Consider the following 20,227-nt stretch of genomic DNA (forward strand, 5'->3'; position numbering starts at 1 on the left):
ATAATATTTTCCAAATAGTACATTTTACAAGGAAAGGTGGAAGTTAATCCGGAATATGATACAATATAACGATAAGGCCCGAAAGGAGTGATTCAGTAAGTGGCTCTTCGGGTAATAAAAGTGTCAAGGAGCTATCGTTCATCAGGCGTCCTTACTCTCAGCCCAAATCACGACGAACCTGCTTCACCGGCAAGGCGGTGTTTCAAAGGCTAGATTTAGCTTTAGATTCCACGTGTTGACGGATAGTGCAAGCCACGTATGTGTAATGGATACTTCACTTGCATTCGAGGTTACGGCGTACTTTTCATCATGCATTCTCTACAACGGAGCATTCATTTTCAATGTTTTGGGAGGGAACTGATCATGGCAAGTAAAGGTCATAACGAAGTCAAGGAAAGTCTACGGGAAATGACACGCATTTTCCGGCCCAAAGATCCCAAGAAATTCGTAAAGGAGTACGTCCGAAAGTATCGGATTACAGGAGGCTATGAAGAAGAACTGACCATGGTCGTGGAACACGAGTTGGTACGGATGAATTCATCCGTCTCCTAGCTAACAGATACGTTTGTCACTTGCTTAACTTTAGACATCATTTTGAGTAATAACATCCACGAGGATTCTTATAAACCGTGCCCGAGCGACTTTTGTTGCTGGAATCGGTTTTTTTTGTATGTCCATTTACGAATAAGGAAAAGTCTTCCTAATAGAATAGTCAAATGAATTAATAGACACATTTTAAATTGAATGCGCTTTCTTTATTATTTTTTATTTGTTTGCGTTTTCATAAAATGCTATAAAATCCAGATGGGACAAGGGTTTATTGTGTCGTAAATTACAATGTGAACTAGTTGTGAACGATTGACAAAACTTTCCCTTAAACTTATATTAATAGTGATTGTTATAATTGACAGAAAAAAACAGGAATCTACGAAATCGGGAAAAGCGGGGTAGATCAATGATGAAAACGTGGCAGGCTGTAAAGCGACTCCTTCCCATGACCGCTATGTTTGGACTCTTTCTTGCCGGGTGCGGTCGTGAGGACTTGTCAGTACTCAGACCACAGGGACCTGCAGCAGACAGATCTTACGGATTAATGGAGCTGTCGATCAGCATTATGATCGTGGTGTTGCTGATTGTCTTTACGATTGCAGCTTATGTACTGATCCGCTTCCGCAGAAGACCAGGTCAGAATGAAATCCCTGAGCAGGTTGAGGGCAGTATGAAACTTGAGATTCTCTGGACAGTCATTCCGCTCATCCTTGTTGTAGTACTGGCCGTGCCAACGGTTAAAGCTGTGTTTGCCGCTGGAGATGATCATTCCAATGACAAGAATGCGATCAAGGTTAAAGTAACCGGCCACCAATACTGGTGGGAGTTTGAGTATACCGACTATAAGGTAACTACAGCGCAGGACCTGATTATTCCGGTGGGCAAAGATATCGCCTTTGAACTGGAAACTAAAGATGTGCTGCACTCCTTCTGGGTCCCTTCTCTTTCCGGTAAAATCGATACTAACCCAGCTGGAACGATTAACCGCTTTAGCTTTAGTGCGCCTAATGAAGGCGTTTACCGTGGGAAATGTGCGGAGCTATGTGGTCCTTCTCATGGATTGATGGAATTTAAGGTGAAATCAGTTAGTGAACAAGAGTTTCAAAAGTGGATTGATTCTATGAAAGCACCTGTAGCTGTGCTGCCAGAGGATCCTGCTTTAGCTGAGAAGTTCAAAGCGGCATGTCTGACTTGCCACGCTGTAGGTGATCAAGGGATTAATAATGCGCCGAACTTGACCGGAATTGGTTCTCGGGAATCGATTGCTGGAATTCTTCTCAACGACGACACGAGGGAAGATGGTGCGCCGATTGAAGAGAATCTCAAAACCTGGCTGCACGACCCGCAATCCGTAAAACCAGGCAATCTGATGCCTAACCCCAAAGATCTGGGCCTGAGTGATGCTGAGATTGATGGCATTGCAGAGTATCTGGCCAACTATAAGCTGGACTAATGCCTTAGCCTAAAGGCGGGCGGAACTTTCGAAAAGGGGGGACGAACTTTGGCTCAAGCAGCGCATACCTTGAATTCATCCAAGCCTCTGGGGCACGGCCACAGTGTGAAGCGCCATACAGGACTTATGGATTGGCTAACAACCGTCGATCACAAAAAAATCGCGATTTTGTACCTATGGGCCGGAGGATTATTTTTTGGCATCGGGGGAATTGAAGCGCTTCTGATTCGTTGGCAGCTCATCAAGCCGATGAATAACTTTTTGGATGCACAAACGTTTAATGAACTCATAACCATGCATGGTACGACGATGATCTTCCTCGGCGTCATGCCAGTCATCTTCGCACTCATGAATGCCGTCATTCCGCTACAGATCGGTGCACGTGACGTAGCCTTTCCTTTTCTAAATGCACTTGGTTTCTGGACCTTCCTGTTCGGCGGGATTCTACTGAATCTTAGCTGGGTTATGGGTGGTGCTCCTGATGCCGGGTGGACCGCCTACACCCCACTATCTACGAGTACATACAGCACTACACACGGTGTAGACTTCTATACGATCGGCTTGCAAATTGCCGGATTAGGGACCCTCATCGGGGGGATTAACTTTCTAGCCACGATCATTACGATGCGTGCGCCGGGAATGACCTATATGCGGATGCCGATGTTCGCCTGGACCACATTTATCACTTCTGCCATTATTTTATTTGCTTTTCCAGCAATAACGGTAGGTTTAGTACTGCTGACATTCGACCGGATTCTAGGAGCCAATTTCTTCGAAGTCGGAGCCGGAGGAAGTCCAGTGCTATGGCAGCATATCTTCTGGATATTTGGTCACCCGGAAGTGTACATTCTCATTCTGCCTGCCTTCGGGATTATTTCCGAGGTCATCCCAACCTTTTCGCGTAAAAGACTGTTCGGATATAGCTCCATGGTGTTTGCAACCATCTTGATCGCCTTTTTAGGTTTTATGGTTTGGGCTCACCACATGTTCACAACTGGACTTGGACCTGTAGCTAACGCGTTGTTTTCCGTATCAACGATGTTAATTGCGGTTCCGACCGGGATTAAAATTTTTAACTGGTTGTTCACGATGTGGGGCGGGCAAGTACGTTTCACAACCCCTAACCTGTTCGCTGTAGGATTTATTCCTACTTTCACTATGGGGGGAGTAACTGGAGTGATGCTGGCGTCCGCACCTGCTGACTTTCAGTTCCATGATACGTATTTTGTTGTAGCGCATTTCCACTATGTTATTGTAGGTGGCTTGGTGCTTGGCCTGTTCGCAGGTCTGCACTACTGGTGGCCCAAAATGTTCGGAAGGATGCTGAGTGAGACGCTGGGCAAGTGGACTTTCTGGACGTTTATCATCGGATTCCATCTGACCTTCTTTGTACAGCATTTCCTTGGGCTTATGGGGATGCAGCGCCGCGTGTTCACTTATTTACCAAATCAGCAATTTGATTTGCTAAATTTAGTCAGTACCATTGGTGCAGGTCTTATGGGTGTTGGTATGATTATTTTCTTGGTGAACATCTTCCTGACTTCCAGAAAACCGGCGGATGCAGGCAATGATCCGTGGGAGGATGGACGTACATTGGAATGGACCATTCCTTCACCGCCGCCAGAATATAACTTCAAGCAAACACCTCTTATTCGGGGGATTGATGCCTTCTGGAAAGAAAAAGTAGCAGGGAATAAAGGCATGACACCAGCAGAGCCGGTGGGCTCAATTCATATGCCGTCGGCAACGATTTTACCGTTTACGATGTCTGTCGGAATTTTTATCGCTGGGCTTGGCTTTATGTTTAGCCGTGATGAATTCGGCAATGCTTTTATGAGCTTCCTGTTTAATAATTATATCGTTACAGCCATCGGTCTTATTATTACATTTGGATCCATGCTGATGCGTTCGCTGTATGATGATCACGGATGGCATATTGAACCTGAAGAGCTGGAAGGAAGTGAGCGGACATGACAACGGCACATGCAGAAGCTTCTAAGGATACCTTTCCGCACGAGCCGGAAAAAGCTACGCTCGAAGGACGCAACAAGGTTCTTGCCTTTTGGTTGTTTCTAGGCGGCGAAGCGGTATTGTTCGGCACGTTGTTCGCTACTTTCCTCGCACTGCGTAATCAGACGAATGAGGGGCCTTCGGCGAATGAACTGTTTCATCTGCCGCTTGTAGCCGCTGCAACATTCATCCTGCTGGTAAGCAGTCTGACGAGTGTATTCGCTATTCAAGCAATGCACAGAAATCGGCCGGCACTGCTACGGAATTGGCTTTTAGTTACTGTAGGTTTAGGTTTAGGTTTCCTGGTTTTGGAGATCTATGAGTTTACTCAATATGTAAGACACGAAGAATTCGGAATGACCACAAGTGCATTCAGCTCGGCATTCTACACACTGGTAGGATTTCATGGTGCGCACGTAGCTTTCGGGATCGCTTGGATCTCCATCTTGATCGGGCAGCTCGCCCGCAAGGGGTTAACGGTAGTTACTGCACCAAAAGTGTATGTGTCAGCCATGTACTGGCATTTTATCGATGTAGTATGGGTCTTCATCTTTACGGTTGTATACCTACTCGGAAAGGTGGGCTAGGCACTATGACGACGGATCAGCATATGCCAGATAGCGGCGGGTATAAGCAACGTCATCGGCATGAAGGACCACAGAAACATATTGTTGTCTTTATTTTCTCCATTGTCTTAACATTGATTGCTTTCGCTGCTGTTGCGGCTGGGGGCGTAAATGCAACCTTTGCGATTATTTTGCTGCTGGTAATGGCTGTTCTTCAGGTCATTGTGCAGATGGGCTTCTGGATGCATCTAAAAGATAAAGGGCATCTTCTGCCGATTCTCTTCATGCTGGGCGGCTTCTTTATCGCTGGGACCTGTATTGTTATGTCGCTGTATTGGGTTTGGTGGAATTAACGGACGATAATGAAAGAGGTGGGCTGCGATGCCCCCTCTTTTTGATGTTTAGATATATGAATTCCTGCGCTAGGAGGTTGGGATTATGCTGGGATTAGAATACTTTAACTTTGCTGAACTATGGAGTCCGCTTTTTCTAGCGGTAATGCTGCTGCTGACAGCAGGTTATTTTGTGTGGATTGGTCCGATTGCTGGGCGTTATGCCGATTCATTACCGGTGCCATTTTGGCGTAGAGCGTTATTTGTCTGTGGGATGCTTGCCCTTTACCTGGCACAAGGAGGACCCATTAGCCTTTTAGGGCATATGATGTTTTCCTTCCACATGGTCAGTATGGCCTTGTCTTATCTGGTAGCGGTGCCGCTGATTATGCTTGGAATTCCAGATTTTATCTGGCGCAGGATACTAAAGGTGAATCCGCTTCGGCGGTTATCTTTTTTAGCTCATCCGGTAGTAGCTGCTCTATTGTTTAACGGACTTTTTTCCTTGTACCATATTCCTGTTATTCATGATTATGTGATGCTGCATTTTACTGTTCATCGTATTTATTACATTGTTTTGTTCCTGACCTCTGCTTTAATGTGGTGGACACTGATTAATCCGCTGCCGGAACATCGTATGGCGAGTGGGCTTGGGAAGATTGGATTTATTTTTCTGAACATGGTATTGCTGACGCCGGCTTGCGGGCTGATTATATTTGCCGATCATCCGCTCTACGCCACTTACAGTGATCCAGAGACTTGGGCGCGTGCTATGGGCTATTGTATCTCGGGAGACCCCTCTGTTTTACTTCAGAATTTTGGAGGTCCTGCATTCTTTGAAGTGATGTCGCCGAAGGTGGATCAACAGGTGGGAGGCATCGCGATGAAGTTCATTCAGGAATTTATTTTTGCCTCTATGCTTGCTTATGTGTTCTATCATTGGTATAAAAAAGAGAACGGACAAGACGACGATGAATTGTCGACGCCATCCTCAACACTTCAGGAGAGCAACTTGAACCGTGCATAACTGGTAGACTGCCGAGGGGGAGAATCATGGATATTTTCACAGTGTTTCCGACTATTAGTACGTCATTCATCGTGATCAGCGCGGTGCTGGTGGCTATAGGTTGGTGGCTCATTATCAAGGGCAAACGCGAGGCGCATAAGAAAACGATGATTGCTGCCGCTATCGCTGCGCTGCTGTTTTTTATTGTTTACGTATCGAGAACGTTGTTTGTGGGAAATACCTCATGGGGTGGACCGGATGAACTGAAGACAATTTATCAAGTGTTTTTGATCTTCCATATCGTTCTGGCAACCGTAGCTGCGGTATTCGGACTTACTACGTTAACACTTGGTTTCAAGGCGAAGTATTCCAAGCACCGTAAGTGGGGCAGAGTGACATCGATAATTTGGTTTATCACAGCGATTACAGGCGTTATGGTGTACGTGCTGTTGTATGTTTTGTATCCAGGTGGACATACCAAGCCGGTGTGGGAAGTTATTTTGGGAGCGTAAAATAAGTGCTTGAATAGAGCACAGAGTTTAGTGCGTTGAGCGAATGAACAGCACTAGAGTAGCAGAGTCGTAAATAGTTATGAAATAAGCCTATATATCTGCATGTTCCTGAGTAGGGATTGCGGGTGATGGGCTTATTTTGGTTTGTAGAGCTTCGGGATCTGTCCTGAAATTGAACGAAGTTAGCACGAAAAAGATGTAATTGGGGAAAACCTCCCTGAAAATGAACGAAAATAGCTTAAAAAGGCCATAATTAGGGAAATGCTCCCTGAAATTGAATGGAATTAATCCAATAACAGCGTAATAGCTGAAATTTTGGGGAGGATTTCCCTAAAAACTAATAATCTAAGCTCGGTTGGGCAGATTTTAGGGAGTTTTTCCCTAATGTTAATCCGCTCGGCAGTCGCCCATATCCCATACCTGAAACTGCACTAGCAGCCGAAACGGTATCCCACACCCGAAACCTGAACCAGTCAGCAGTCGAATCAGCACCCCACCCCCGATACCGCACCATCCGCCATACCCGCCTCCCTCAACACACATCACACCAACACGTTGCATAGAAGCAAGAGTGAGCAGTTACTACTTCATTTCCAGAATGAATTATCTAATAAACTCAATTATCCCAGTTACATTCGCCCCGTAGCATTCTGCCTCAATTCCCCCTCATTGTAGTTAATCTCAATTAATAAGCGTTACCTAACGTCTGAGAGTGTCTTCATAAGCTTGAAGTATGAGGTTGCCCAAACCTCCTATTTCTTTAGAATAATTTCCAGTTACAGGATTGACAATGAAAAACCAAGGTCATATACTGTGTATATAGATATATACAGTAAGCACAGGGATATGAACACCTGCTTCTGCTAGACGCTGAAGACATTGTAAAGCGAGGTTAGCATTAATGAGAACATTAAAAGATTCATGGTTTATGTTGCGCTCTGATTTTCGCGGAGACAAATTAAAAATATTAGGGACCCTCGTGATAACAGTTGTTTTTATGAGTTATCTTGGTGGACTGACTAGCCTGATAGCAAATGATGTACTAGGTGAGCAGGATCGGACGATGCTAGCGGATTTCTTATTTCTTTCCTTTATCCCCTTATTGGGATTAACATTCTCTCGCCGTTCCATGAAATATTGGAGTGAAGACTCATACACAAAAATGTTGGTTTACTTACGAACTTTACCGATTCCAGCTTCAGTAATATTATTGCGGAGAAAACTTCAGGGTGTGATCTCCTTTACTCTAAATGGCACGTTATTCTTCGGTATTATTTACTTGTTAGGAGAGAATTTCCGGGCAGAGCTGGCGGTTCCTTCGTACATAGCTTTTGCGATTACTTGGCTCGGCTTCGGATTCATGGTCTCAGGTCTATATATTTTTATTGAATATCTTTTTAGCGGCAAAGCTTATCTATGGCTAACATTGCTTATCGTAGTTTTATCGTGGGCAACATCGTTCTTAGTTACACTGGGCGGAGGCAGTTTGTTCTTATACAGTATCTCCTATTCGAAGGAGTGGGGGCTGTTATCTCCGATCATGTGGGGGTCACTTCTGCTGGGAACAATATCTGTGCAGTTATTCTCTAAATGGACTATACATCGGCTGAAAAGTCGCAATCTCATATAAAAAATCGGAAATGGCAAGGACTGCGCTCTAGCACGCTAGAGTGGAAGGCGAGGTGTAAATAATGTGGATACCGGTACAAATCAACGAAAATAGTGCAGAGCCCCTCTATCATCAAATAGAGACTCAGCTTAGATCATTAATCATTAGCGGAGTCATTACAGAAGGTACGCTGCTGCCCTCGATTCGTGAGTTCGCAGGAGATCTGAAATGCAGTGTAATTACCGTGCGGCGGGTATATCAGGATCTGGAGAACGAAGGTTTGCTGCGAACGCGACAAGGAACGGGTACCTTTGTATCCCATGTAGGTGACGGAGCCATGGAAGAATATAAACGTGAAACGGTTGGCAAAGCACTTGAGAGTGCAGTGGATATCGGCCGATCGGTACATTGCAGCAAGGATGAAATTGAACAGATTTTTATGGAGATTATAGAACGCAAGTATAGAGAAAAGGATTGAGAGGGGGCGCTTACTCATATGGTACAGATGGCTATAGAATTGCGGAATGTACTTAAACGGCGGCGAAACAAGACGATAGGACCGCTGACCCTGAATCTGCCTAAAGGATATATTACAGCTTTGGTAGGTCAGAATGGATCCGGCAAAAGTACGCTGCTGAATCTGCTGATGCAGCTGACTAATCCAGAGGAAGGCGAGATATATTGGTTCGAGAACAGGTATGATAGCGGGTTGTCTCTGGAGCTTCGCCAGACCATTGCCTATGTTCCTGAAACGTCAATTACTGAGGAGAACCACTGGAATGCAGAGGAGGCAGCGCGATTTCGGAAGTATTGGTATCCAAATTGGGACGATCAGTATTTTCACGAGCTGATGGATCGCTTTGAGGTTCCGTATCATACGAGACTTTCGAAGATGTCTAAAGGGGAGCGCCGGAAATTCGAAATTGCTGCAGCACTTGCGGCACGGCCAAGTCTGCTGCTATTGGATGAACCTTCATCGGGTCTTGATCCTTTTGCCTGGAAGATTATGATCGAGACACTTCGTAAATATATGGATGAGCACAACGCAACGATTATCATCTCCACACACATTGTGGATGAGGTGCGACGGCTGGCGGATTATATCGTCCTTATGCATCGGGGAGAACTGCTGGGTATGGCTGAAAAAGACAGTCTGTTCGGTGCTTGGACCGAGGTTTGGGTGAATGCTGCGGATGAAGAGGAGCTTGCGGAGTTATCGGCTGAGTTGCCAGGAGGCTTGCACTTTACCATGGATACACCGGGTGTAGCTTCTTTTATCATAGAACAATTTTCTGAAAACGAGAAACGCATTCATGACTTGGGCGTAAAGGTTATCAAGAGCCGCAGTTTGGAGCTGGACGAAATATTAAGTTTATGGACACAGGGTCATCGTCCTATTCTAATTGACCACAAGAGAGGGGACTAGAGAAATGGAAGCCTTAAAGCTGGAAAGTGTAGTTAAGCAATATGGAGAAAAAACCGCAGTAAACGGAATTAACCTAACCGTAGGTAAAGGGGAAATTTACGGATTACTGGGGGCGAACGGCGCGGGGAAAACAACCACGATGCGTATGGTGCTCGGCCTAATCTACCCTGATGAGGGCAAGATTTTGTATAACGGAAAACCTTTCAACAGTGAACTGCAGCAACTTATGGGTTATCTGCCCGAAGAACGTGGACTATATCCTAAGGTGAAGATCAGCGATCAAATCGTTTACTTGGCCCGCCTGCGTGGGATGTCAGCTAGTGATGCAGATAAGAGCTTGCGCTATTGGCTGGATCGATTCGAGGTTCCGGATTATTACAATAAAAAAATAGAAGAGCTTTCCAAAGGAAATCAGCAAAAAATGGGCTTTATCGCCGCTGTCGTTCATAAGCCGCAGATTCTGATTCTAGATGAAGCTTTCAGCGGGCTGGATCCAGTAAACGTGGAGCTGCTGAAAGATACGGTCAAAGAATTACGTGATTCGGGAACAAGTATCCTCTTCTCTACGCACCGGATGGAGCATGTGGAAGAGCTATGCCGTAACATTACGATTCTCGATCGATCCAATACGGTCGTTCAAGGGGATATCCGCACGATCAAGAATGGCTACCCGCGGGAAGAAGTATTGCTGCGTACAGCTAATGAGGTAAAAGGTCTGGAGTCCATCGCAGGTGTTACAGCAGTTAAACGGCTGGAGCGTGGGTATCTGTTATCGATCAGTGAGATCGGTGCAGCACAGCGTATTTTACAGCAGGCGATAGCACAGGGTGAAGTGGAGCATTTTGAAATCAAGGAACCTACGTTAAACCAAATCTTTATCAGAGCGGTGGGTGAATCTAATGAATAAGATGGGGACAATTATCGGCTTTACCTTTAAAAATAAAGTTAGAACGAAATCATTTATGATTACTACTTTGATTCTAGTATTATTGCTCAGCATAGGGATGAATCTTCCCTATATCATCGATCAGTTTAAGGGTGATTCGGCCAAAAGTGAAGTTACTCAAATTGCTGTGATTGCTGAAGAGGGAAATCAGGTTGCAGAATTGTTGAAGGCTTATACTGCGCCAGAGGGCATGCCACAGGCTAAGATAGTACAATATGCTTCTGCGGAGGATGCCGAGTTAAAGAAAGCATTAGATGAAGAGACCGTAGAAGGTTATGTTACTTTTGCGGAACCTACTGGTGAAGGGCTTCCACCCGTTACTTATCATAGTAATGATGGGGAACTAAACGGAGATGTGCAAGTTTATCTCCAAAATGCACTTCAGCAAGCAAACACACAATTCATCGTTGGCGACAAGCTGACCTCTGAACAGATTGCTGCAATGTCAACGCCTGTGCAGATTACTACACAACAGCTTAACGCAGGCGGTGGCAGTGAAAGCTCTCAGGAGGACACTCCGGCCATTAACTACATTATCGTATATGCCATGCTTATGTTGTTCTTTATGTCCATTATGATGACAGGCAACATGATTGCCGCAGAGATAACTTCTGAGAAAAGCTCGCGGATTATGGAGATTCTGATTACAAGTGCCTCACCTTTAGCGCAAATGTTCGGTAAAGTTATCGGTGTTTTCCTAGTAGGAATATTGCAAATTGGGATCTTTGTCGCAGCGATCGTCGTCAATTTGACGCTCCCGCATAATGCGACTGTATTGGCTGATTTTGATCTCGATTTAGGCCAGCTCAATATTAACTTGCTGCTCTATGGATTTGTCTTGTACGTATTAGGTTACTTCCTCTATGCCTTGATGTATGCGGCTGTAGGTTCGATTGTCAGCCGTACGGAGGATCTCGGTCAGGCGGTAATGCCAATCATGATGTTAGGCTTCGTAGCGTTCTATGTTCCACTGTTCAGTATCTCCAATGCAGATACTCTAGTGGTTAAGATAGCGAGTTATGTGCCTTTCACCTCACCATTGACGATGCTGCTCCGAATTGGTGTCGGCGAGGTGGCGATCTGGCAAGTCATTGTATCGCTGCTGATCCTGCTTGTGACTACCTTCATCTTCGGATGGCTGGCAGCCAAGATCTATCGTACCGGCGTACTGATGTACGGCAAACGCCCAAGTATTAAAGAAATCAGAAAAGCAATGAAAGCTTACAAGATCTAAGAAGACCTCATAATAACTTTTAAGGAGTGCTAATGATGTCTACAAGCGAACAATATACCATTATGCTTTTAATGAGTTCTGTATCGCTGGCTACAGTTAGTAGAATGCTTCCGGATGGCTCCACTTTTATGGATTTTGTTCAAGGCCTATTGACTGGTGTTGCTATAGTGGGGATGTTGGCGGGATTGTGGATGTACGGTAAGGCGCGTAAGAGTAAAGCGTAATAGTAAGCACTGAGTTTTCGGGGGTATCCCAACAACCATTTATGGTTGTTGGGATATCCCCGTTTTTGAGTTGGCAATCTCTTTGTATACGAGCTGATATAGCTAACGGACCCAGCAGCACTTAAATGCAACAATCATCGAGATTTAGCAAGATATCGGACACTATAGTCGCTATTGGCATGAAAAATGGTGAATTAGTAGCTCTTTTAACCAAATAGTTGCACTGGAGTCCGATACTATGCTCAAAAGGCGATAAACGTGTAAGTAACGTCATCTGGGTCCGTAAGCCTTGTCTTGGTGGAAGATGATTAGGGCTTGCTTTAAGACGATCCAAGACGCTCATCGCTCGAGATTTTTACTTTTGGACTCAGAAGGCGTTATTTGGCGATTTCAAGGTCTTTTGAAGGGGGTGCGGACTCCAGTGATGCTATTGAGTGGAAGTAGGCGTATATTTGGTGCTCTATAAACAATTAGTGACTCTGGAGTCCGAACGCCGACCATATTTGAGGAAAAGCTTCAATTAAAGGCTCCTGAGTCCGTTAGATGCTTCATGCGCTTAAAGATTGTCTGAATTCTAGTCAGTGACTAAATTATAGAAAGATTTGCGCTCGTTAGTATATCCGTTTGGGTGGTCATCTGCTCCCGTACAGCTCTAAGCTGTGTTTTCAGTGCGGGAACACTTTTTTGCAGAATAATGCTTATTTGAGAAAGAGGCAGCTTTAGACCGTACCACATGACCTTCACAAGCTGTTCCTCCCAAGGTAATGCCTTAGCCGATAGAAGCGAGCGCCGGGCAAAAGAATCAGCACACTGGCGAATACAAGTGCGGTAAGCGTGGATAGAGAATAACTGAGGATCGAAATCATCCTGACGATATATTTTATGAAGCTCTGTGAAGGTGCGGATAGTAATCTTGTCTGCCTCATTAGATTGTTCTAACAACATGGAACTAAGTACGTAGACTTCATTAGTATACTTTTGAACACACTCTGCAAATTTAGTACTGTAGGTGGACTCGGGAGGTAAGGGGTCAGGCATGGTGAACACGATCCTTTCAGATTGAGAGATTTGCTTGAATCTATAATATAGAAAAGTAAGAGATGGATTTATTGATGAGATCGGCGGTGTCTGGTTCCGGGCAACTGTGTTTCTGCTGGGAGGCACTGGATAAAGCTTTGGAAGGTTTGTAGTAGAGCCGTTCACTTCTGGAATTGCTCCCCCCTGCTGCAACACTGTACAGACGCCCTTGCTGAATATGCCCTGCCAAGGATTTACCCTGGAGCTTGGCCTTTAAATCCTGCAAAGCACCCTGAACTAGCTCAAGCTTAACCTGCTCCCAATCTGAACCTTCGCGACGGACCTTATCCAGCGCTTCCTCAAGACGGCAATGACAGATAGCCCGTAAAAAAGAACTCCATTTAATGAGATCGAAATTTTTGGTGTTGGCAGAGATCAGACAAGCCCCCCAACTGCAGCCTCCCTTACAGGTGAGCTTCAGAATACCATAACGGCAGCCTTCAGCCCCTTCCATTCCATAGTGAATAGGCTCGGGTTCATCCAATACAAATACTTCAATGCGGGATAGTCTGCGCTGGTCCATAGTAGGGTTCCTCCTTAGATTTCCAAAAGCTTTAAGTCAACATGATGAGTGACACTAGCCTTTTCTACACAAGCGAGCATCTCCATTTTATTCTCACAGACTGCGGTATGCTCTAGCCATAGTCGGAACTTCTCTTTTCGTATAACAGATAGATGTAAGGGAAAGGTGCTGCGGGATCTCAAGACATACCAACCGGCGCTTACATCTTTCCAAGGCTCCTTGAAGGCTGTAAACCACGGGAGCTTTTGGTGTGATGACCAATCCTGCTGCTGCTGTTGTTCTCGAATTTTTTTATATATCTCATATACAATCTTAGAGTCTAAACAGTCTTTACAAGAAGAAGGTGTGCTGAACTGGCGAAGGGCTTGGATCTGGTTCTGGCCAAATGCATAGCCTACAATGTACCTGTGATTATGTTCTTCGAACCACAAGGCCCCGAAACAAACGTAATTTAGACTTATCGGCTCAAGCAGTCCTTGATGTATCCCTAAATAATAGTGCTTCAAAACATTCACCCCATCCAGCGTGCTATCACCTAATAAGCTCAGGTAACGCAAAAACCGCAGCAAGAGGAGGACCTCTGCTGCGGTTTTGGATTACAGGCAGATATACCTGGGCCAAAGCGTGGCGGATCAAGGGTCTCTCTCTTTACGCTTACGAGGTTAGCTGTCGGATTCGGACGGTGAGAGTCGCCCTACCTATTGAGACTTATGCAGTCTCCTTTGGATTCACCCCAAGTAGGCCAGGTGGCCTGATGGTTCCCCCGTTCCCTGCGAATGCAGGAACTCAGCGTTGATTGTTTTTCATGAATTAGATTCAACCCGAATCATACTCTTTTCAAGATTTTCTGTAAAAAACGGAAAATGTTCTTTTAGAGCAATTTTAACCATATCCTGCCGACTACGACTGAAAAACGAGGTAAATAGGTATTTATGGCGTGTTATCGCGCCTCTTTCTCGCTCAGCCTCAGCTTCTTGCGTTTCTACCTATAATGGGAATTTGCAGTATTTTCGCTCTAAAAAGGTGAATAAAATCACATGGGTTATAGATAGCGATTAAACGCTCCAAACTCGAGTAAACAAGAGATATAGAGAGATTAGATATCAAGTAAGCGCTATCTAATGGGAAAATAGTTTTTAATTTGCATTATTTTGGCATCATTCAGGTTTTACAAGTCTTCGTGCATAAGAGTATGATTACTCCTGTTTCAACGACAATCGAATATTTGATCCGCTTAATTTCCGGTAAGGAAAGCGGGGGAACCAACAATCGGCAGCCGATGTGAGAGTCGGAAGCCGATTATGGGGTGAATCCTGTAGAGGGTGTGAGTGAGCTCGCATCTATACAGGTAGGGCGACTCTCACCGCCCGAATCCGACAGCTAACCTCGTAAGCGTATGGAGAGAGGATGAGTGCAATGTGACCGCTAGCGAGCCACAGAGGAGATCCTTTGTGGCTTTTTGCTGTGCTCTTAGAAGCAAAGCATTTATGGAGGCCTCCCCTAAGAGGTCGCTAAATTCATCATTAGCGGTATTTGTAAGGCAGCGTCTAATGACGTGACACAACCGAGCTTTAGGTTGTGCCCGAAAATGACGATAGGTCAACATCCTTTCGGAGATTTTCGTTGCCTCCTTGTTGTAAATGAGCAGGAGGAGAAAAAAAGATGACGGATCAGAATGAATATGTGCTTGTATGTGCGCCTACAAAGGCGGGAGAACATTTCATTAAACTTCTGAAGTTCAGGGGTATTAAGATGGCGGGATTAACCAACAATGTGGCTGAGAAAGCTTTACTTGAGGAGCTCGGGATTGAGCAGGTTATTCTAGTGGATACCCGCCATCAGAGCACTTGGTTTCGCCCATCGTTCCCGGTAGGCAGGGTATATCTGTTTGAGAGCAGCTTTCCGCTTTGCTGCCGCTATATTCAGATGTGCCGTACCTGGACGACACAGCCGATTTTTGTGATTACAAGTTCAATAAATCCTAGATTGGTCTATAAAAGACTTGGTGCGAGCTATGTAATCTATTCCCATAGTGGTGATGCTGATTTTCTAATCGATAGATCACCTCATCAAGGATAATGGAAGGAGTGCGGAAGATATGATGGATCTGTATATGGTGGCTTCGTTAGCTGTAATTTACGGGTTATTTTATGGCTTTATGCGCTGGTGCGCAGGTGTAGTTGAGGATACGGGGAGGGATAAGCTGTGATTCTAGTAATCGCTGTTACCCTACTGTTGTTTATATATCTGGTTTACGCGTTGATTCATCCTGAGAAATTTTAAGGAGGGGCATTCATGGGCATTTTGCAAATAGTCGTCGTAATTGTAATTCTCATCTTGCTGGTCAAGCCGATGGGAACGTATTTATATCATGTATTTTCTAACGAACCGAATCGTACGGATCGCTGGTTTGCAGGCACAGAGAAAGGTATTTATAAGCTGATTGGCCTGAAAAAACGGGACGGAATGTCCTGGAAGAAGTATGCACTCAGCTTTGTTTTAACTAATATCGTACTGGTTTCTTTCAGTTATATTTTTCTAAGATTACAGCGGGGATTGCCGCTGAACCCGAATGGAATTGCCGATATGGAACAGACGCTTTCATTCAATACGGTGATCAGCTTTATGACCAATACGAACCTGCAGCATTATAGCGGGGAGACGGGACTATCGTATTTTTCACAAATGGCAGTCATCACGATGATGATGTTCACGTCTGCAGCGAGCGGATTTTCTGTTGCGGTTGCTTTTGTCAGAGGGATTACAGGACAGAAATCAGTCGGGAACTTTTTCGAGGACTTCGTAAAAGCACATATTCGTGTATTCATTCCATTAGCTCTGCTAGTTTCATTGGTGCTGGTAGGATTGCATGTGCCACAAACGCTCAAGCCATCGCTTGAGGTCACTACACTCGAAGGGCAGACGCAACAAATCGCTATCGGTCCAGTCGCTTCTTTGGAATCAATTAAACACTTAGGTACGAATGGTGGCGGCTTCTTCGGAGCCAATTCAGCGCATCCTTTTGAGAACCCTAATCCACTTACGAACGTTCTGGAGATTCTCTCTATGTGGATGCTGCCAGCCTCTCTGCCATATATGTACGGATTGTTCGCTAAGAACAAACGTCAGGGCTGGGTGATTTTCACAGCAATGATGACCTTGTTCGTATTACTGCTGGGATTGAATTATTATGCGGAAACCAAAGGCAATCCAGCTATCAATGCGCTGGGGATCGAGTCTTCGCAAGGCAGCATGGAAGGTAAAGAGGTACGTTTTGGTATCCCGCAATCTTCGCTGTTCACTTCGGTAACAACGGCAGCTACGACAGGTAGTGTTAACAATATGCATGATACGCTGACACCGCTGGGTGGCATTACCCCTCTGGCCCTAATGATGCTCAACAACGTCTTCGGGGGAAAAGGTGTCGGACTAATCAATATGCTGATGTATGCCATCATGGGCGTCTTCTTATGTGGACTAATGGTCGGCAGAACACCAGAGTTTCTCGGGCGAAAGATAGAAGCCAAGGAGATGAAGCTGATTGCGATTGCTATCCTTGTGCATCCGTTCATTATCCTTGTACCAACAGCAGGTGCGTTCTTAACGGACTTGGGCAACGGTTCCATCACGAATCCCGGATTCCATGGACTTAGCCAAGTGTTATATGAATATGTCTCTTCTGCCGCGAACAATGGTTCAGGATTTGAAGGGCTTGCGGACAACACCACCTTTTGGAATGTTACAACCGGGATCGTAATGCTGCTTGGCCGTTATGTCTCTATAATCGCGATGCTGGCAGTTGCAGGCTCACTGATCCAGAAGAAGCCAGTTCCTGAGACGATTGGCACATTCCGCACAGACAATGGTCTGTTCACCGGAATTCTGATTGGTACCGTTGTAATTATCGGGGCTCTGACGTTTCTGCCGGTCATTGTGCTCGGCCCGATTGCAGAATATTTGACCTTACGGTAGGAAGAGGGAGAACAAGATGAGTACTGTAAAAAGAAAAAAGCTGCTGACGGGACCCATACTCCTAAGCGCTGTAAAGGATAGCTTTATTAAGCTTAACCCGGTGACGTTAATCAAAAATCCGGTCATGTTCGTTGTCGAAATCGGTACGATTATTGTATTACTTATGGTACTGGCCCCCGGATATTTTAATGCAGAGAAATCGGTAGGCTTCAATATCACAGTGTTGTTCATTCTGTTATTCACAGTGTTGTTTGCCAACTTCGCTGAAGCGCTGGCTGAAGGCCGCGGGAAAGCCCAGGCGGATTCACTCAAGAAAACGAAACAGGATATCACAGCTAACAAACTCGTTGGAGGGTCTGTGAAGACCGTTTCTTCTTCCGAGCTTCGTAAAGGAGATATTGTCATCGTCAGTCAGGGAGAACTTATCCCTGGCGATGGTGAAGTAATTGAAGGGCTGGCCTCCGTAGATGAATCTGCAATTACAGGTGAATCTGCACCTGTTATTAAGGAAGCCGGCGGAGATTTTGGCTCAGTCACAGGCGGCACCCGGGTAGTCAGTGATGAGATTAAAGTCAAAATTACCAGTGATCCCGGTGAGTCATTCCTGGATCGGATGATCTCCCTCGTTGAAGGGGCGAAACGTCAAAAGACACCCAATGAAATTGCACTAAATACACTCTTGATCAGTCTGACGTTGATTTTCCTGATTGTAGTAGTGACCTTGCGGCCTATTGCGACTTATCTGGGCGTTGATCTAGATATTCCTGTTATGATCGCTTTGCTGGTCTGTCTGATCCCGACCACAATCGGGGGACTGCTCTCCGCTATCGGGATAGCAGGGATGGACCGCGTCACACAGTTTAATGTCCTTGCTATGTCAGGGAAGGCCGTTGAAGCTGCCGGCGACATTAATACAATGATTCTAGATAAGACCGGTACGATTACTTTCGGAAACCGGATGGCGAGTGATTTTGTGCCAGTTGGAGATGAAACGGAAGCTGAGCTTACGGCTTGGGCAGCTATTAGTTCGCTAAAGGATGAGACTCCGGAAGGACGTTCGGTTATTGAGCTGGCTAAGAAGCTGGAACGCAGCTATGACAGCAAACTTGCTGAAGGCGGAGAGTTCGTAGAGTTTAAGGCTGAGACCCGGATGAGTGGTATAGATCTGCGTGATGGACGATCTGTTCGTAAAGGGGCAGTCGATTCCGTGAAGAAATGGGTACAGTCGAAGGGCGGAGTCATTCCCGCGAACCTCGACAGTAATTCCGATGCTATCGCTCGGATGGGGGGGACCCCGCTTGCTGTTGCGGTAGACAACCGGATTTATGGACTTATTTACTTAAAGGATACAGTTAAGCCAGGCATGAAAGAGCGGTTTGATGAGCTGCGAAAAATGGGAATCAAGACTATCATGTGTACAGGGGACAATCCGCTGACCGCAGCTACTATTGCCCGTGAAGCAGGGGTAGATGATTTTATTGCAGAGAGTACACCTGAGGATAAAATAGCGGTTATCCGCCGCGAGCAGAACGAAGGCAAGCTGGTGGCGATGACTGGTGATGGTACGAATGACGCACCTGCCCTTGCCCAAGCTGATGTGGGCTTAGCGATGAACAGTGGGACTACAGCCGCTAAGGAAGCAGCAAACATGGTTGATCTGGACTCCGATCCCTCGAAGATCATTGAGGTTGTAGCTATTGGTAAACAGCTACTGATGACGCGGGGCGCGTTGACAACGTTCAGTATTGCGAATGATATCGCTAAATACTTCGCAATTATTCCGGCAATGTTTATGCTCGCCATTCCTGAAATGGAAGCCCTGAATGTCATGGGATTGGGTTCACCTAGCTCGGCAATTATATCTGCTTTAATATTTAATGCGATTATTATTCCGCTGCTGATCCCATTGGCTATGAAAGGTGTCTCGTATAAAGCGATGAGTTCTACGAAGCTGCTGGGACGTAATATTTTTATCTATGGTTTAGGTGGAGTAGTCGTTCCTTTTGCGGGCATCAAGCTTATTGATTTGCTCGTAAGTGTATGGATATAACAACGGATTGACTAATCATTGAAAGGGTGAGAGCATCGTGAATAACAGAAAATCGATTGCGGACGCTGAAGAACAGTTGTCATCATCGAAGGGTGCTAATTTCTTTATTATATTACGGCTATGTCTAGTGTTTATTGTTCTTTGCGGAGTGATTTATCCTCTGACTACTACAGCGATTGCTCAAGTTCTGATGCCATCGCAAGCGAACGGCAGTCAGCTGAAGAATGACGCTGGAGTAGTTGTGGGCTCAGAACTCATCGGGCAAAGCTTTACGGACCCGGCAGTATTCCATGGCCGTGTATCCAGCATTGATTATAAAGCGGAAGCTTCAGGCTCCAATAACTACGGCCCATCCAACCCGGATATGCTGCAGCGGACGAAGGATTCTATCACACAGTGGCAGCTGGATAATCCGGATGTGCCTGTAAACAAGCTGCCGGTTGATTTAGTAACCAACTCGGGTTCAGGTCTTGATCCGCATATCACTCCTGCGTCGGCAATTGTGCAGATTCCCCGGATCAGTAATTTGACTGGGATTCCAGCCACGCAGCTGGAAGAGCTAGTGAATAAGCAGACCGAAGGTCGCGATCTAGGGCTGTTTGGTGAAAAGCGGGTAAATGTTCTTAAGCTGAACATGGAGCTGCAGAAATTAACGAACAAATAAATATAGCTAATATCCCTGCCCGATTGTTCAAACTGGGTCAGGGATATCTTGCTTTCTGGCATAGAAGAGTGAAT

General features: G+C 45.5%; 21 protein-coding genes and 2 riboswitches. Of the genes, 18 read left to right on the plus strand and 3 right to left on the minus strand.

The window, feature by feature from the left end; all coding sequences use genetic code 11:
* Positions 1-363: 363 nt before the first annotated feature.
* From MHB56_RS17060 to MHB56_RS17120, 13 genes are all read left to right on the plus strand, one after another.
* A complete protein-coding gene (locus MHB56_RS17060) occupies positions 364-552 on the plus strand; it encodes a hypothetical protein (protein WP_019913840.1) in 189 nt (62 codons plus the stop codon).
* A 403-nt stretch (positions 553-955) separates the two neighbouring features.
* The gene (gene coxB, locus MHB56_RS17065) at positions 956-2,002 is read left to right on the plus strand and encodes a cytochrome c oxidase subunit II (RefSeq protein ID WP_076124488.1); all 1,047 of its coding nucleotides are present in this window, start codon (positions 956-958) and stop codon (positions 2,000-2,002) included.
* A gap of 126 nt (positions 2,003-2,128) precedes the next feature.
* On the plus strand, positions 2,129-3,976 hold the full coding sequence (ctaD, locus tag MHB56_RS17070) for a cytochrome c oxidase subunit I (RefSeq protein WP_076185229.1): 1,848 nt from the start codon (positions 2,129-2,131) through the stop codon (positions 3,974-3,976).
* On the plus strand, positions 3,973-4,599 hold the full coding sequence (locus tag MHB56_RS17075; protein ID WP_038568531.1) for a cytochrome (ubi)quinol oxidase subunit III: 627 nt from the start codon (positions 3,973-3,975) through the stop codon (positions 4,597-4,599). The genes ctaD and MHB56_RS17075 overlap by 4 nt, the downstream gene beginning before the upstream one ends.
* A 5-nt stretch (positions 4,600-4,604) precedes the next feature.
* Entirely contained in the window at positions 4,605-4,931 is a 327-nt protein-coding gene (locus MHB56_RS17080) for a cytochrome C oxidase subunit IV family protein (RefSeq protein WP_036682505.1), read from the plus strand.
* An 85-nt stretch (positions 4,932-5,016) separates the two neighbouring features.
* Positions 5,017-5,937, plus strand: coding sequence for a cytochrome c oxidase assembly factor CtaG (ctaG, locus tag MHB56_RS17085; RefSeq protein WP_248549082.1), 921 nt, complete (start codon positions 5,017-5,019; stop codon positions 5,935-5,937).
* A gap of 26 nt (positions 5,938-5,963) precedes the next feature.
* Positions 5,964-6,428: a DUF420 domain-containing protein gene (locus MHB56_RS17090; protein WP_076124485.1), complete on the plus strand. Its 465-nt coding sequence runs from the start codon at positions 5,964-5,966 to the stop codon at positions 6,426-6,428.
* A 901-nt stretch (positions 6,429-7,329) separates the two neighbouring features.
* Positions 7,330-8,058 carry a hypothetical protein gene (locus MHB56_RS17095; protein ID WP_076185183.1) on the plus strand — a complete coding sequence of 243 codons (729 nt, stop codon included), beginning with the start codon at positions 7,330-7,332 and terminating at the stop codon, positions 8,056-8,058.
* Between the two features lie 61 nt (positions 8,059-8,119).
* Complete coding sequence (locus MHB56_RS17100) at positions 8,120-8,515, plus strand: GntR family transcriptional regulator (protein ID WP_076185182.1); 396 nt, start codon at positions 8,120-8,122, stop codon at positions 8,513-8,515.
* Positions 8,516-8,533: 18 nt separating this feature from the next.
* Positions 8,534-9,463 (plus strand): ABC transporter ATP-binding protein, encoded by a 930-nt coding sequence (locus MHB56_RS17105; protein ID WP_339171016.1) that lies wholly within the window; start codon positions 8,534-8,536, stop codon positions 9,461-9,463.
* 4 nt (positions 9,464-9,467) lie between these two features.
* The gene (locus MHB56_RS17110; protein ID WP_036676693.1) at positions 9,468-10,370 is read left to right on the plus strand and encodes an ABC transporter ATP-binding protein; all 903 of its coding nucleotides are present in this window, start codon (positions 9,468-9,470) and stop codon (positions 10,368-10,370) included.
* Complete coding sequence (locus tag MHB56_RS17115) at positions 10,363-11,643, plus strand: ABC transporter permease (RefSeq protein WP_076124479.1); 1,281 nt, start codon at positions 10,363-10,365, stop codon at positions 11,641-11,643. Before MHB56_RS17110 ends, MHB56_RS17115 begins: the two co-directional genes overlap by 8 nt.
* Before the next feature lie 35 nt (positions 11,644-11,678).
* Positions 11,679-11,867: a hypothetical protein gene (locus MHB56_RS17120; RefSeq protein WP_076218888.1), complete on the plus strand. Its 189-nt coding sequence runs from the start codon at positions 11,679-11,681 to the stop codon at positions 11,865-11,867.
* A 585-nt stretch (positions 11,868-12,452) separates the two neighbouring features.
* On the opposite strand, the gene MHB56_RS17125 is transcribed toward MHB56_RS17120, so the two are convergent.
* The 3 genes from MHB56_RS17125 to MHB56_RS17135 are packed head-to-tail and all read right to left on the minus strand — an operon-like array spanning position 12,453 to position 14,036.
* Complete coding sequence (locus MHB56_RS17125) at positions 12,453-12,905, minus strand: hypothetical protein (protein ID WP_076185178.1); 453 nt, start codon at positions 12,903-12,905, stop codon at positions 12,453-12,455.
* A gap of 40 nt (positions 12,906-12,945) precedes the next feature.
* Positions 12,946-13,467: a hypothetical protein gene (locus MHB56_RS17130; RefSeq protein WP_076185177.1), complete on the minus strand. Its 522-nt coding sequence runs from the start codon at positions 13,465-13,467 to the stop codon at positions 12,946-12,948.
* Between the two features lie 14 nt (positions 13,468-13,481).
* Positions 13,482-14,036 carry a hypothetical protein gene (locus MHB56_RS17135; protein ID WP_076124474.1) on the minus strand — a complete coding sequence of 185 codons (555 nt, stop codon included), beginning with the start codon at positions 14,034-14,036 and terminating at the stop codon, positions 13,482-13,484.
* A 68-nt stretch (positions 14,037-14,104) separates the two neighbouring features.
* Positions 14,105-14,269, minus strand: a riboswitch (cyclic di-AMP (ydaO/yuaA leader).
* 419 nt (positions 14,270-14,688) lie between these two features.
* Positions 14,689-14,878: riboswitch (cyclic di-AMP (ydaO/yuaA leader) on the plus strand.
* Positions 14,879-15,129: 251 nt separating this feature from the next.
* On the opposite strand from MHB56_RS17135, the gene MHB56_RS17140 reads away from it, so the two are divergent.
* The 5 genes from MHB56_RS17140 (at position 15,130) to kdpC (ending at position 20,153) form a co-directional block, all read left to right on the plus strand.
* On the plus strand, positions 15,130-15,546 hold the full coding sequence (locus MHB56_RS17140; RefSeq protein WP_076124472.1) for a hypothetical protein: 417 nt from the start codon (positions 15,130-15,132) through the stop codon (positions 15,544-15,546).
* Positions 15,547-15,672: 126 nt separating this feature from the next.
* The gene (kdpF, locus tag MHB56_RS29870; RefSeq protein WP_076101420.1) at positions 15,673-15,750 is read left to right on the plus strand and encodes a K(+)-transporting ATPase subunit F; all 78 of its coding nucleotides are present in this window, start codon (positions 15,673-15,675) and stop codon (positions 15,748-15,750) included.
* Between the two features lie 12 nt (positions 15,751-15,762).
* Positions 15,763-17,439 (plus strand): potassium-transporting ATPase subunit KdpA, encoded by a 1,677-nt coding sequence (kdpA, locus tag MHB56_RS17145; RefSeq protein WP_341143785.1) that lies wholly within the window; start codon positions 15,763-15,765, stop codon positions 17,437-17,439.
* Between the two features lie 16 nt (positions 17,440-17,455).
* Positions 17,456-19,489 (plus strand): potassium-transporting ATPase subunit KdpB, encoded by a 2,034-nt coding sequence (gene kdpB, locus MHB56_RS17150; RefSeq protein ID WP_076138246.1) that lies wholly within the window; start codon positions 17,456-17,458, stop codon positions 19,487-19,489.
* A gap of 76 nt (positions 19,490-19,565) precedes the next feature.
* Positions 19,566-20,153, plus strand: a complete 588-nt coding sequence (gene kdpC / locus MHB56_RS17155; RefSeq protein ID WP_445667759.1) for a potassium-transporting ATPase subunit KdpC — start codon at positions 19,566-19,568, stop codon at positions 20,151-20,153.
* Positions 20,154-20,227 lie beyond the last annotated feature (74 nt).

The sequence above is a fragment of the Paenibacillus sp. FSL H8-0315 genome, assembly GCF_038005365.1.
GTDB lineage: Bacteria > Bacillota > Bacilli > Paenibacillales > Paenibacillaceae > Paenibacillus_AQ > Paenibacillus_AQ odorifer.